The organism is Beduini sp. (assembly GCF_047239305.1).
Lineage (GTDB): Bacteria > Bacillota_I > Bacilli_A > Erysipelotrichales > Coprobacillaceae > Beduini.
This window is the reverse complement of the sequence record NZ_JBKTEM010000002.1, coordinates 119,793-134,131: the sequence shown is the minus strand read 5'-3', so window position 1 is coordinate 134,131 and position 14,339 is coordinate 119,793. Positions and strand designations below refer to the sequence as shown.

At 34.9% G+C, this 14,339-nt stretch carries 11 protein-coding genes; 6 read left to right on the top strand and 5 right to left on the bottom strand.

Going from position 1 to position 14,339, the window contains the following annotated elements; all coding sequences use genetic code 11:
* The 4 genes from ACLRVU_RS04405 to ACLRVU_RS04390 all read left to right on the top strand — a co-directional run bounded on the left by ACLRVU_RS04405 (window position 1) and on the right by ACLRVU_RS04390 (window position 5,766).
* A complete protein-coding gene (locus ACLRVU_RS04405) occupies window positions 1-558 on the top strand; it encodes a pyruvate kinase alpha/beta domain-containing protein (RefSeq protein WP_412890851.1) in 558 nt (185 codons plus the stop codon).
* A 268-nt stretch (window positions 559-826) separates the two neighbouring features.
* Window positions 827-2,290 carry a 6-phospho-beta-glucosidase gene (locus ACLRVU_RS04400; RefSeq protein WP_412890850.1) on the top strand — a complete coding sequence of 488 codons (1,464 nt, stop codon included), beginning with the start codon at window positions 827-829 and terminating at the stop codon, window positions 2,288-2,290.
* Between the two features lie 101 nt (window positions 2,291-2,391).
* Window positions 2,392-4,059, top strand: a complete 1,668-nt coding sequence (locus tag ACLRVU_RS04395) for an O-antigen ligase family protein (RefSeq protein WP_412890849.1) — start codon at window positions 2,392-2,394, stop codon at window positions 4,057-4,059.
* Window positions 4,060-4,248: 189 nt separating this feature from the next.
* A complete protein-coding gene (locus ACLRVU_RS04390) occupies window positions 4,249-5,766 on the top strand; it encodes a family 1 glycosylhydrolase (RefSeq protein ID WP_412890848.1) in 1,518 nt (505 codons plus the stop codon).
* Window positions 5,767-7,099: 1,333 nt separating this feature from the next.
* Here the strand turns inward: ACLRVU_RS04390 and ACLRVU_RS04385 are convergent.
* Window positions 7,100-8,431: a M20/M25/M40 family metallo-hydrolase gene (locus ACLRVU_RS04385; RefSeq protein ID WP_412890847.1), complete on the bottom strand. Its 1,332-nt coding sequence runs from the start codon at window positions 8,429-8,431 to the stop codon at window positions 7,100-7,102.
* Window positions 8,432-8,566: 135 nt separating this feature from the next.
* Between ACLRVU_RS04385 and aguA the strand changes: the two genes are divergently transcribed.
* Together aguA and aguB are read left to right on the top strand one after the other, a co-directional pair.
* Window positions 8,567-9,667: an agmatine deiminase gene (gene aguA / locus ACLRVU_RS04380; RefSeq protein ID WP_412890846.1), complete on the top strand. Its 1,101-nt coding sequence runs from the start codon at window positions 8,567-8,569 to the stop codon at window positions 9,665-9,667.
* Entirely contained in the window at window positions 9,668-10,549 is an 882-nt protein-coding gene (aguB, locus tag ACLRVU_RS04375; protein WP_412890845.1) for an N-carbamoylputrescine amidase, read from the top strand.
* A 31-nt stretch (window positions 10,550-10,580) separates the two neighbouring features.
* Here aguB and ACLRVU_RS04370 read toward each other — a convergent pair whose 3' ends face one another.
* The 4 genes from ACLRVU_RS04370 to ACLRVU_RS04355 form a co-directional block, all read right to left on the bottom strand.
* On the bottom strand, window positions 10,581-10,859 hold the full coding sequence (locus tag ACLRVU_RS04370; protein ID WP_412890844.1) for an HPr family phosphocarrier protein: 279 nt from the start codon (window positions 10,857-10,859) through the stop codon (window positions 10,581-10,583).
* A 146-nt stretch (window positions 10,860-11,005) separates the two neighbouring features.
* On the bottom strand, window positions 11,006-12,046 hold the full coding sequence (locus tag ACLRVU_RS04365) for a helix-turn-helix domain-containing protein (RefSeq protein WP_412890843.1): 1,041 nt from the start codon (window positions 12,044-12,046) through the stop codon (window positions 11,006-11,008).
* A 120-nt stretch (window positions 12,047-12,166) separates the two neighbouring features.
* Window positions 12,167-12,841: an ABC transporter ATP-binding protein gene (locus ACLRVU_RS04360; protein WP_412890842.1), complete on the bottom strand. Its 675-nt coding sequence runs from the start codon at window positions 12,839-12,841 to the stop codon at window positions 12,167-12,169.
* 3 nt (window positions 12,842-12,844) lie between these two features.
* Window positions 12,845-14,290 carry an ABC transporter permease gene (locus ACLRVU_RS04355; RefSeq protein ID WP_412890841.1) on the bottom strand — a complete coding sequence of 482 codons (1,446 nt, stop codon included), beginning with the start codon at window positions 14,288-14,290 and terminating at the stop codon, window positions 12,845-12,847.
* Window positions 14,291-14,339: the final 49 nt, after the last annotated feature.

Below are 14,339 nucleotides of genomic sequence, written 5' to 3'. Positions count from 1 at the left end.
ATGAGAGTATTTGAAAAAGAAGGACCCATTAATACAAAAGAAGCGTTAGATTTAGCGATTGCGAAAGCCATTGAACTCAATACAGACATTGTTGTTGCGACAACTTCCGGAGATACTGCAATGAAAACAGCATTAACTGCTCGTCAAACTGAATTTAAAGGTAAAATTATTACTGTTACACACGCCTATGGATCACGTGCTGTCGGAAAAAATGCAATGCAGGAGATTACCCGACAAGAATTAAAAGAGATGAATGTTGAAGTAGTCACTGCTGCCCATGTGTTAAGCGGAGCCGAACGCGGACTAAGCAAAGTACATCAGGGTATCTACCCGATTGAGATTATGGCAGATACATTACGCATGATTTCACGCGGAGTCAAGGTTTGTGTAGAAATTTCAGTTATGGCAAATGATGCCGGAAAAATTAAGTATGGCAAACCGGTTGTATGTATAGGCGGAAGCAGAAGCGGTGCAGATACCGTCTGTATCATTACCCCTGAATATGCTTCAAATATACTAAAAACACAAATACATGAGATTGTTTGCATGCCGTATTAAACAAAATATTTTATGATGCTACCCCAAAAGTTGAATTGACAGCCAGAGGGGTTTTATTATATCTACTCTTTCTTGATATTTATGGAAATAGGAATGAAACTGATCCTAAAAATAAGGGACATTATCATAAAAAGCAAATATTTAATTTATCAACATTAATATGCAGTCTCTATTAATTCACTGTAAATAATTTTATTCCATAAAATGAAAAAATCATGAAACCGTTTTAAAAACTGCTATTATAAAAATAATGAGGAGGAATTATATTATGGGATTTCCAGAAGGATTTTTATGGGGCGGAGCTACCGCTGCTAACCAATACGAAGGTGGATATTTAGATGGTGGTAAAGGACTTTCAACATTAGATGCGATTACCGATGGAAGCCATACTGTACCAAGAAAGATATCTTTTAAAACAGCTGACGGAGAAATTAAATATGTTACCCGTGATCAGGAATTAGGAAAAGGGGCAACCGGATATGTGGATCCAAATCAATATTATCCAAGCCATGTAGCGACTGATTTCTATCATCATTGGAAAGAAGATATTGCTTTATTTGCAGAAATGGGATTTAAAACATTCAGATTATCTATTGCTTGGTCAAGATTATTCCCTAGAGGAGATGAAAAAGAACCAAACGAAGAAGGTGTTAAATTCTATGAAGATGTATTTAAAGAATTAAGAAAATATGATATTGAACCATTAGTTACTTTAAATCACTTTGATATGCCAATGTATTTAGCTGATGAAATGGATGGATGGCTAGATCGCCGTGTTGTTGATTATTTCGTAAACTTTGCTAGAGTATGCTTTACTCGCTATAAAGGATTAGTAACATTATGGAAAACATTTAATGAAATTAACTTCATGCGTGCATGGAATACTTTAGGAACAAAAGCATATGATGATCAGACACGTTATCAAGCTTTGCACCATGTTTTTGTAGCAAGTGCTAAAACTGTATTATTAGGACATGTGATCGATCCGCATAACTTAGTCGGAATGATGATTGCCTATGGTACAAGTTATCCAGAAGACTGCAATCCGGATAACTATATGAAAAACATAGAAGAAATGCATGTTAAACAATTCTTCTGTGATGTGCAATGCCGTGGATATTATCCAAACTACAAATTAAAAGAATTTGAAAGAAACGGTGTAGTAATAGAAAAAGAAGAATTTGATGATGATATTTTATTAGATGGTACTGTCGATTTCATTGGTTTTAGTTATTACAGTTCAGGAATTTCAACAATCCGTACAGATGCAGAAACAACTGATGGTAACCAAAAACGCAATATTAAAAACCCACATTTAAAAGCAAATGACTGGGGATGGCAGATTGATCCGGTTGGTTTACGAATTGCTCTAAACGAGTTATATGATCGTTATGAATTACCGCTGTTTGTTGTTGAAAATGGACTGGGAGCTATTGATACTGTAGAAGAAGATGGTTCAATCAATGATGATTATCGTATCGATTACTTAGCAGCCCATATTGCAGAAATGAAAAAAGCTGTTGAAATTGATGGTGTCGAATTAATGGGTTATACACCTTGGGGATGTATCGATTTAGTTTCAGCCGGTACTGGTGAAATGAGAAAACGTTACGGATTTATCTATGTTGATATGGATGATGAAGGAAAAGGAACATTAAAACGCTCTAAGAAAAAATCATTTGATTGGTATAAAAAAGTCATCGCTTCTAACGGAGAGGACTTATCAAAATAATAGAATCGATCCCGCAGACCTTGTGTCTGTGGGATTTTATTATAGAAAACATTTTAATTACATAAATTTATTATATAATAAGGACATTGGGGAGGAAAATTATGCTTGAGAAACTGATAAATAGAACTAACTTTAAATTACTCTTTATTTTTTATGTCTTTATTAATACTTTAGCATTGGGATATTTTGGCATTCAAACAAATCCACTATATATCGTTGTCTTTATTTATGGAGCTATTGTTTTATTGTATGACTTGTTTAAAAAGGAAGTCATCTACTCTAAAAACCATTTGATCCTAATATTTTTATATGGAGCATTATTATGTATTGCCACCTATTACAACAAAGCCTATTCAGATAAAACTTCTTACATTATTGCCATCATGCAGATGTTTATCTTTTTATTGATCTTTGCCCAGCCAAGGTCAATGACACTTAAAAAGCTGAAAAAAGAATTGAAATTGATTATTCCGTTTGTCTCAGTATTGGTTGGAACAGCTTCTTTTATTTCACTGGGAATGTACTTTCTTAATATTTCATCCACACGTAACGGGTGGTATTTGGGATTAGTCGGAACTCGTTTATTTGGAATTTATTTCAACTGTAATCCGGCATCATTTTTAGCTGTCATTACAGTTCTGCTTTCCCTTATTGCCATTAGTAATCAATACCATTTCCGAATATTATACATAGCCAATATCGGCATTCAGCTTGGTTATATTATATTAACGCAATGCCGAGCCGCTATACTAATTCTTGCGGTTGTTTCGACAGCGGTTATTTATTATTACTTCTTTCGGGCAAAGGAATTTTCTAAGCTTAAACGTATTACTTTGAATATTGTTCTATGTCTATCCATCTTATTTGGCACAGCCATTATCAATAAAGTCGCTTATATCATTCCTCAATTACAAGGAGCCAGCGTGAAAGAAGAAGGAAGATTCCAGTTCCAAAGCATACAAGAAATCATCGAATTAACGATGAGCGGCAGCATCAGCAACATTCCTAAGATTATTGAATTAACCGATCAGGTCACAAGTGGGCGTATCACGTTAGCTAAGGATTCTATCAAAGTATGGCAGAAAGATCCGCTTCATGGAATCGGTGCAGGCAATTTCCGTAAAATGCTGGTAGATCAAGATGCCGGTTCCGCAAATTATGGTCAGCAAATCCTACATTCTCATAACGTATTCTTAGAGACATTGGTCACTGCCGGAATATTTGGTTTTGCGATCTTCTTCCTATTCTTTATTAAGACTATGTTTGTTACTCGTGATATTTTAAATAAGTATAAGAATAAGCGAGCCTATTTCATCATCTTATTGTTTATCATGATCTTTTTAAGTGAATTTATCGGCGGCTTCTTTGATTTTGGTGTTTTCTATGTCTATTCACTCTCCGCAACCTTAGCTTGGATGTTCTTAGGCTACACTTACTGGCTTAACGATCAGCCTGACATGCCTCTTGTGGACCATTCACAATCAGTCACATTCAATCGTTATGAATTAATCTCGATCCAATATCGACATGAAGATATTAAATTGATTAAACCGGAATTTGTAATATTAAATACACGAGATTATTTAGATGACTATATTATTCAAGTTCAATATATGTTAGGTAAATCAACATTTATATATGATCTTTATTACTCTTTAAACAAAAAGAAAAAAGATAATGAAGCTTTGAATAAAACATTAGTCAAAGAATTTTATCCTTTAATTGAAGACGAAATAAAAAGTATCTATGCACAATCAGAAATTAAGTAGTGATTTAGGGGAAAGGAAAACTTTTCCCTTTTTCCTTTTTTTATCATATCATGATTTATAATTGATGTGCAGAGCTTACCAATATTATCAACACTTTACATACATACCGTGGTTCCATTTTATGAAAAATATCGTTCTTATACAGATATTTTGATATGATAAACCTGTACTATGAAGGAGGATATAAAAATGGCATTTCCTAAAGGATTTTTATGGGGCGGAGCTACCGCAGCTAATCAATATGAAGGGGGATATAATGAAGGAGGTCGTGGATTAGCAATATCTGATATGATCTCTGCCGGAACACATACAGAACCACGAAAAATTTATTATCGTACTAAAGGCGGAGAGATCGGAGCAACGACACTAGGATCTTCTCTTCCAAAAGGAGCTGTGGGTATTATCAAAGAAGATGTTTATTACCCAAGTCATCAGGCAACAGATTTTTACCATCACTATAAAGAAGATATTGCTTTATTCGCTGAAATGGGATTTAAGTGTTATCGTTTATCTATTTCCTGGACTCGAATCTTTCCAAACGGTGATGATGAAACACCTAATGAGGCTGGATTAAAATTCTATGATGAGGTTTTCGATGAATGTTTAAAATACGGTATTGAACCATTAGTGACGATCCTGCACTTTGATATGCCTCAGCACTTAGCTGATGTGTATGGCGGATGGGCAAATCGTAAATTAATCGATCTTTTTGTTCGTTACAGTGAAACCTTGTACAGACGCTATCAAAATAAAGTTAAATATTGGATTACTGTGAATGAAATTAATGTATTAGGGGGTTACTGGACATTAGGAACAACGAATAAAACGGCTAATACAACTAAAATTGATGGCGGTGTGACACCAAATGCATTTAAACCCGAAGAAGCGGCAAGCAAATACCAAGCTATTCATCATTTAATGGTAGCAAGCAGTCTTTCAAACAAGATTGGTCATGAAATTAATCCTGATTTCAAAATTGGATGTATGTTAGCATTGAGCGGAATCTATCCAAAAACATGTCAGCCGGAAGATGTATTCGGTGCCTATGATTTTAGAAGGAGAGCCTTGCTTTTTGCGGATGTCATGATGAGAGGATATTATCCTGCTTACGCAAAAGGTATCTATGAAGAATATGGTTTTGAATTAAAAATGGAACCGGGAGATGAAGCGATCTTAAAACAATATCCGAGTGAATTCTTGGCTTTCTCTTACTATCGTACAACTGCTTTTGATCATACAGCAGAAGTGACAGTCACTACCGGCGGACAGCAGGCTTCTTCTAATCCTTATCTGCCTGAAACGCCTTGGGGATGGCCTATCGATCCAAAAGGTCTTCGCTATGTGTTGAACGAACTTTATGACCGTTATCAAAAACCATTGTGGATCGTTGAAAACGGAATGGGAAATATTGATGTTGTAGAAGAAGACGGTTCAATCAATGATGACTATCGTATCGATTATATGGCAAAACATATTGCTGAAATGAAGATTGCCGTTGAAAAAGATGGAATTGATCTTATCGGTTATACCCCTTGGGGATGTATTGATCTCGTTTCTGCTGGAACCGGAGAGATGAAAAAACGTTATGGTTTCATCTATGTAGATATGGACGATCAAGGAAATGGCTCTTTAAAACGCACTAAGAAAAGATCATTTGACTGGTATAAAAAAGTTATTGAAACTAATGGTGAAGATTTATCATTTTAACCAAAAAAGGAATGTCAATCAAGGCATTCCTTTCTTTTACTTTATTTAAAATCGATTCTTGTAAGTTTTTTCTTTCCAAGTCTTATAACCATATTAATACCATTATCTCAATTACTTTGTTTTTGTATTATCCCGATAACAGCAACAGTGATAAAATTAATAATCCTAGTTTTATCAATTTCATTATATTTTCCCCAATTCTCCTCTTTCAGAGGCATTTTTATATATGATAATGATTCTTTAATTGGCTTCGTCAATTATTTTATAATCATCTGCTAAATAAATACACTTATTCAAATTTTTAATAATCGCATCCTATAAGTTTTTATAATGATTGGGGCTATCTACTACTTATTTCAATCATTATTAATACAATACAAAATTCCTGCTGCTTCTTTATTTTTCCTCCTTTCTTTCAGCCAAAATTTGACTAAATAACTTTAACATTGAGACAACGTAATATGTATTATGTTGTATAGGTCAATGGATTATCCGAATAATACCGCCATATTATTTTAATTTATCATAAAATAACCACTTATTAATTATATAATATCATTTTTAGACATAATAGGCAATACTGCACCTAAAAGTAACTTTTAGTAATTATATTGATTAATAGAGGAAAAATTTGCTTGTATAGAAATTACTATAGTTCCCTTAAATGGTATGTAATATAAAATATTTCTATTTTATGACTACATAATACATATTATGTTGTATTTTTTATAATTGTATAATGGAGATTATTAGTGATCTAAAAGAGAGGAAAGTGTTACATGAAATTGACAGATAAGCAAATAAAAAACAGTCTTAATACATGTTTATATTTTACTTTATGTTTTATAATTAATTATTTTGTTATGAGATAGAATATTCAGATAAACTTTATATTATATATCCTCAATATCTTATTCTTTATAGGTATCTACATTAAATATAAATATATCAATGCTTTAAAAGCGATCCTTATTATTCTTATGATCATACTGGGAAGTTATGCCGCTATAAATGAATTAAAACTATCCTTTGCCGATATATTCATCACACTCATTACATTTCTTATAATAATGATGTTCAATAATAATATAAAAACTTTACTAAAAAATGAGATGATCATTCTCGGTATTTTGTTTATTATCTTACTGCTCCTTTTATTTACATATACCAATAGCCGCTTATATTTATTGACCTTATTGTTTAGCTGTTTTTATTATTCACTATTATTAAATAAGATAGATGCATTACATACAAATTAATAATCCTAAATATAAAATTATTTTCACAGCAAAGTATCTAGTTATAGGCAACAAAAAAAGAGCAAGAATTTGCTCTATTTAACATAGTTGTGAAGCATCTGATAAAAGAAGCGGATACCTAGCTCTAAGTCCTCAAAGCGTAAGAACTCATTGACTCCGTGAACTGTTTTCAATTCCTCATCACTGCATTTAAATGGCCCAAACTTATAGATATGATCACAGATATCATCAAAGTATTTTGAATCAGTTGCCCCAACCATAACAAAAGGGACAGCTGCTTTTAATTCCGGGCAAACTTCTTTGATGGTTTGCTGGAGCAATTGATATTCTTCATCCATGAGTGAGATTTTTGAAGGCTCTGAACGCTGCTGAAACTCTAATTCAAATTCATCTCCGATTACCTCACGAATATGACTGACTAAGCTGTCAATTGAATCTCCGGGAATAATACGGAAATTAACCATCACTGAGGCAACACTTGGCAAAACATTAGGTGCTGGTGCCCCTTGTGCCATAGTCACTGCCGTTGTGGTTCTTAAAAGAGCGTTGGCAGAAGACATATTGGCAACCATTGCTTCTACTTTTCTTGAATCTTCAATATCTAAACTGCTGCTGATTTCTGAGGGTAAAAATGGTTTTAGTGTATTCATCATTTCCTTAAAAACATCACTGACAACAATCGGCATTTGATGTTCCTCCAGCAAAGCTGCGGCCTTACAGACCTTTCCTAAAGCGGTATGAATAGGTGGCATAGAAGAATGCCCTCCAATACCTTTAGCCGTTATTTTCACATTTGCGAAGCCTTTCTCACTGACTCCGATTAATGCAAACTCTCCGGGGATTCCCATTACACCGTTATTAATGGTTCCGCCTTCATCAATCACTGTACCAATTTTAATCCCTTGCTGCTTTAGATGCTCCACGATCTTTGCCATTCCGTTAAGACCGCCGTTTTCTTCATCATAGCCTAAGCAAAAATACAGATCATAATCAAATTCTTTTCCTTCTTTTAAAGCTAATTCCGTAGCTTCAAAGAAAGCGACCATTTGATTTTTCATATCCTTAGCACCACGCCCATAGATGATACGATTATCAATTGTTCCGGAAAATGCTTCAAACTTCCATTGATCCGCTGTTTTTTCATCTACAGGAACAACATCCATATGTGCCATAAATAAAAGAGGAAGTTTCTTCGGCGCTTTGGCTTTAAACGTATAAAGCAGCGCCCCGGTATTAATCACTTCTATGTTTGCCTGCTGATGTATCAAAGGATAGGTATCTTTTAACCATTGATGTATTTTCAAAAAAGGTTCAAAATCAATTTCTTCGTAAATGCGGCTGGACAAGCTTTTAATTTGAATGACTTCACTTAGGTGCTGAGCAGCTTCTTCTATTTTTATGTTCATTTTAATTCCTCCGATCTTTAAATTTTATTTTATACCTCCACGCATTAAATTGAAAGCCCTTTTATTATTTCAATATTAATTTATGTTTACAAGCTATACATGTTTTTCTATAATAAAATAAAGATGGAGGTGCCTATGAAAATATTAAGATCTACACCAAAACAAGATGGTTTTTATATGCCGGCAGAATTTGAGACGCATGATGGCTGCTTTATGATTTGGCCCGAGCGTGCCGATTCTTGGCAGTTTGGAGCAATCAAAGCTCGTCAGGCTTTTGTGGAAGTAGCAAGCACCATTGGAAAAACAGAAAAATTAATTATGTGTGCCAGTCATAAACAATATAATAATGCCAGAGAAATGCTGCCGGATTATGTGCGTGTTGTAGAAATGAGCAGTGATGATGCATGGGCAAGAGATGTCGGTCCGACTTTTGTCAGAAACAAAGAAGGGATAGTCAGAGGGATTGACTGGTATTTTAATGCCTGGGGCGGACTTGAAGATGGGCTCTATTTCCCTTGGGATAAGGATAATCAAATGGCAAAAAAAATGTGTGATCTTTTAGATAAAGATATCTATGATGCTCAAGATTTTGTCTTAGAAGGGGGAGCTATTCATGTAGACGGTGAAGGTACCGCAATTGTTACGGAGGCCTGCCTGTTAAGCAAAGGGCGCAACCCAGATTTATCAAAGGAAGAGATAACTCAAAAGCTGAAAGATTATTTAAACGTTGAGAAAGTAATTTGGCTTAAATCAGGAATTTATAATGATGAAACGAATGAACATGTGGATAATATCTGTGCCTACATCAGACCGGGAGAAGTAGTTTTAGCTTGGTGTGAAGATAAAAATGATCCGCAGTATGCCTTATCTAAAAGCTGTTTAGACATCTTAAACAATGAAACCGATGCTCAGGGAAGAAAAATAATTGTACATAAAATACCCATGCCTTCTCCTATTTTAATTACTCAGGAGGAATGTAACGGTCTCGATCATATGAATTTTGAGCCAACCCGAACACAAGGAGAACGATTGGCAGGATCTTATGTTAATTTTTATATAGCGAATCAACAGATCATTATGCCCGGATTCAATGATCCTATGGATAAGGAGGCTAAGGCACTATTGCAGCAGCTTTTTCCGGATCGTGAAGTTATTCAGATTTATGCACGTAACATCTTAATCGGTGGCGGCAATATTCATTGCATTACTCAACAGATACCTAAAGGAGGATTATAAATGAGAAAAGTAACCGTTGGAAGTATTCAGATGGCAATGTCATGGAATAAAGAAGAGACTCTTTCTAAAGCTGAAAAACTTGTTCGTGAAGCCGCAAAAAAAGGAGCCCAAATAATTCTATTGCCGGAACTATTTGAGACTCCCTATTTCTGTCAGGAAAAAAATTATGATTACTATCAGTTAGCTACTACACTTGAAGATAATCCTGCTATTTTACGCTTTAAGCCTATCGCAAAAGAATTAGACATTGTTTTACCGATTAGTTTTTATGAGATTGATGGCAATTCTCTATTCAATACCGTTGCTTTGATCGATACCAACGGTGAAGTAATGGGAATTTATCGTAAAACCCATATTCCCGATGATCATTTCTATCAAGAGAAATTCTATTTTACGCCCGGAGATACAGGCTTTAAAGTATGGCAGACAAAATACGGAAATATTGGTGTTGGGATCTGCTGGGATCAATGGTTTCCTGAATCTGCACGCTGCATGGCACTGTTAGGGGCAGAATTATTATTCTATCCTACCGCAATCGGCAGTGAACCCGTATTGGAGTGTGATAGTATGCCTCATTGGCGACGCTGTATGCAGGGACATGCTGCCAGTAATATTATGCCCTTAATTGCCAGCAATCGAATTGGTGAAGAAAAAGTGTTTCCAAGCAAAGAAAACAATTATCAAGAATCAAGCTTAAATTTTTATGGATCTTCTTTTATCGCCGATGAAACCGGTGAAATCGTGAAGAGTGGTCAGCGTGATCAAGAAGAAATTCTCATTCATACATTTGACTTAGATGCAATTAAGGAAATGCGTTTAAGCTGGGGCGTTTTCCGTGACCGCCGTCCGGAGGCTTATTCTCCAATTATGAAAAACAAATAATATGTACTTACCCTTGAAAGCAAGGGTTTTTTTAATGAAGTATAACACCAATATCTGAAGAAGTGATCGCCTTTTTCATTTCAGCAATGACGGCTAATTCATCATCTCCGCTAGCTTGGATAGACAAAATTGCTTTTGTCGGCACCCCTAGTGAAATGACTGCCATCATGCTTTTAAGGTTAACTTCCTTTTTCTCATAGATCATCTTTACATCACTATAAAAGTTGTTTGCAATATTGACCAATACCGTTGTCGGCGTTAAATATAATCCTACCGGATCTTTTACTTCAACTGTTATTGTTTCTGCCATATTTTTACCTCCCAAACTATTATAGCATTGCCCCTTTTAAATGATGTTAAATAACGTTCGTCAAAGTATGCGTGATCTTTACATGTTTTGATAGACATAAAAAGTCCTCGACATTAAAACAAAAGAACAGCTAAAAAGCTGTTTTACTAATCTTGATCCAAAAGTTTTTCAAACTCTTTATTACCATGCAGGAATTCCAAGGCTTCTTCTTGTTTTATTTCCTCTGTCAAGCTTTTGAGATAGTATTCTGGCAGTCCTGCTTCTTCTGACTTTTTAGTAGGGATATGAGGATAAAGCAATGAATTTTCAATTGACCATGGGTGTTTTATTGATTTAAGCAATCCCTTTAGCCCTTTCAGCGTACTTACAACATCTTTCCTAAGTATACCATACTGCATATCTACTAAATTCGATCCATATTCCCATAGTTCATACAAAGCGATGGTTTGCTTCGAAACCTCTTTTATTCGTTCCATACTTTCCCACTCTTTTAATTCTTTTTTAACCGTTAGTAAAGAAAGCTGGGTATCTCTCAGATTTTCTGCATAGCTGAGCATCTTTTTTTCAAGTAATTCAACTGCTTTTAGATATTCTTTTTTCTGAATCAGCAAATTAGCCTGAATTCTTGTTTTATCTACGATACGATCCGGAATTTCATTTAGTAATGCTTCAGCTTTTTCCAGTTCTCCTGCGGCAATATATTTATTGATTAAAAGAGCTAATATCTGATGACGAATAATAAGATCTTCACTTTTTAATAAGCGTTCATACAATTGATCGATCTCTTTTTGATAAATTGTGTTATCTGCTTTTGGATCCATTGCTAAAACACCATCGATCGTCATAGCAACATTACAGATCAATCGATCACAGTTTGGATACTCTCTTATTTTTTCTCTTGCCTCTTCCATAATATCAGAAAAGGGAATACTGCCGACTTTTTGTGAAAGTTCATTTACGAATACTGCAATTTCCTGATCTGTTAATTCTTCATTAAAAGATAATAGTGTATTAAGGTCAACTTTTAATAAGCGTGCTAACGGCGGCAAGAGGGTTATATCTGGATAAGTATGTCCGCTTTCCCACTTACTGACTGCCGCAATAGATACGCCTAAATACTGGGCTACCTGCTCTTGTGTTAACGATAATTGCTTACGTTGTCTTTTGATGATACTATTGATCTTCATAGTGAACCTCCATTCCTTGTACCCTCATCATAACAAAGTTCTCTTTTACCTACAATGGAGCAGTTGTTTAATAATCTCTTTATTTATTAACTATAAGTTAAAAACCGATCTAAAGACCGGTTAGTTAACAGGAATCAATTTTCCTTCTTTAATTTGAATAACAACATCGCACTTTTTAGCAATCTCTTGTGAATGTGTCACTAAAATAATGCATTTATTTTGTTTATGAGCCAAATCAATAAAAAGTCGAATAATTTCTTTAGCTGTCTTAGAATCGAGATTCCCAGTTGGTTCATCAGCTAAGATTAAATCTACATCACGAGCAATTGCTCTGGCAATTGCGACACGTTGCTGCTGTCCGCCAGATAGTTTACGAATATCGCGTGTACTCAAAGATTCATTTAGACCTAATGAGCCAAGAACCTGAAGTGCATATTGCTTTTTATCAGGTATCTTTACTTTTGAAATACTCAAAGCATTTAATACATTTTGATAGGCATTCATGTAATAAATAAGATTATATGACTGAAAAACAATTGAAATCTCTTTCTGACGATAAACTGTCAGCCCCATTTCCTGAATATCTCTTCCTTTAAAATATATTTTTCCAGCTTTTGGCTGATCCAGTCCTCCGGCTAGTACCAGGCTTGTTGTTTTTCCGGATCCTGATGCTCCTACAATTGCATAAATCTTACCCGCTTCAAATGTTTGAGAGGCTTTTTTTAATATTTCCACTTGCTGATTACCATCTTGATAATAATAATCCAGATCTTCGAATCGTAATATTTCGTTCATTGCTTAGCCTTCCTTTCTAACAAGGATTTCCCTTGGTGACAATCTTAATATATATAATGCTGGCAGCAATGTATCAGCAGCACAAATAAATGTTGTGAGTCCTGCTAATTTTAATATATCCGGCGTTGTTAAGGAAACGTCTAACTCACTGTTTTGCGGTGCTGTGAACACATTATCAAATGCATTGCCTTTTTGTCCACCTCGGTCATTTGGCATTCCTGAAAAGCTTTCTTGACTATCAGCTCCCATCTGTGGCATCTGCATGGTGACAAAGCTGTTGGAAGTATTGCTCTCCAACATATTGCTGATGACATTCGATATTAATTTACCACTTCCCAAAGAGAGGGTAAAAGCAATAACACCAATAACTGCAATTTCAATAAATTGCTGAGCAATAATATTCAGTTTCGTTTCCCCTAATGACACCAAAACACCGATTTCATAGGTTCTGTTCTTGATCGTTAAGATTAAGATCAAACAAAGAATGCTTCCGCCAGCTATTACCACTACAATGACAAAGATCGTGGCAAATGATTCCATATTTTCTAGTGTACTAATATTGCGTTCATACATTTGATCATTCGCATCCAAGCTGTAGCTTTCCCAATCGATGGTTGTTTTTTCTTCAGCCTCCTGCTTAAATGCTTCAATATGCTCTGGATCATCTAAATAATAAACCGCTGAAGTTAAGTTTTCACTTCCTGTTATTGTTTTAGCGGTATCTAAACTAACGTAAAGTGTATTCATTGGATTTTGCTGATTGAACATCATATTCCCCATTGAATTACTTGAATTAATTGTAAAAATGCCCACAACTTCCAACATAGCTGTATTGCCGCCATCAACTGAGGAAATCGTGATCTGACTGCCTATAGATAAATTATTTTCCTCTGCTAAAGTTTCACTAATTACAACATAGGGAAATCCTTCATCGGCTTCGCTTAATAATTTTCCCTCTGTTAGTTCATAAGAACCATCAACAAATGATTCAAGATTTTGCATTGTTGTATTCCCTGACAATGAAAAATCTCCTAAAGTAGTTTGAGTTCCCCCATCTTTAAATTCTTCTTTCATCCCATTGGGTATCTGTGTTTCTGCCTGTGTTTTGATTGCAGTCATTTCCTCACTATTAACACTACTCAATATTGTATAGTTGTAACTTGATACATAATTTAAATCTTTTAATTGATCAGCCATCTCCTTGGTAATAGGGCTCATCACTTGATTCATAGCCTGCCCTTTTTGGCGGTTTTGCATCATAGTTGACATATTTACACTTAGGGTAACATCACTCCCTAAGGATTCACGAATCTGTTTCATCGACTTTTCTGAAGCACTCTGAATAGATAACCCAGAAATAACCAGATTAGCAACTACCAACATGATGACAAATAATAATGCTGTTTTTCCTTTGCTCTTTTTTAAGCTGAGCATTGCTCTCCATAGCATTTACATCATTCCTTTCCTTCATCACTATAAGAAAAAAATGTGTATAGGA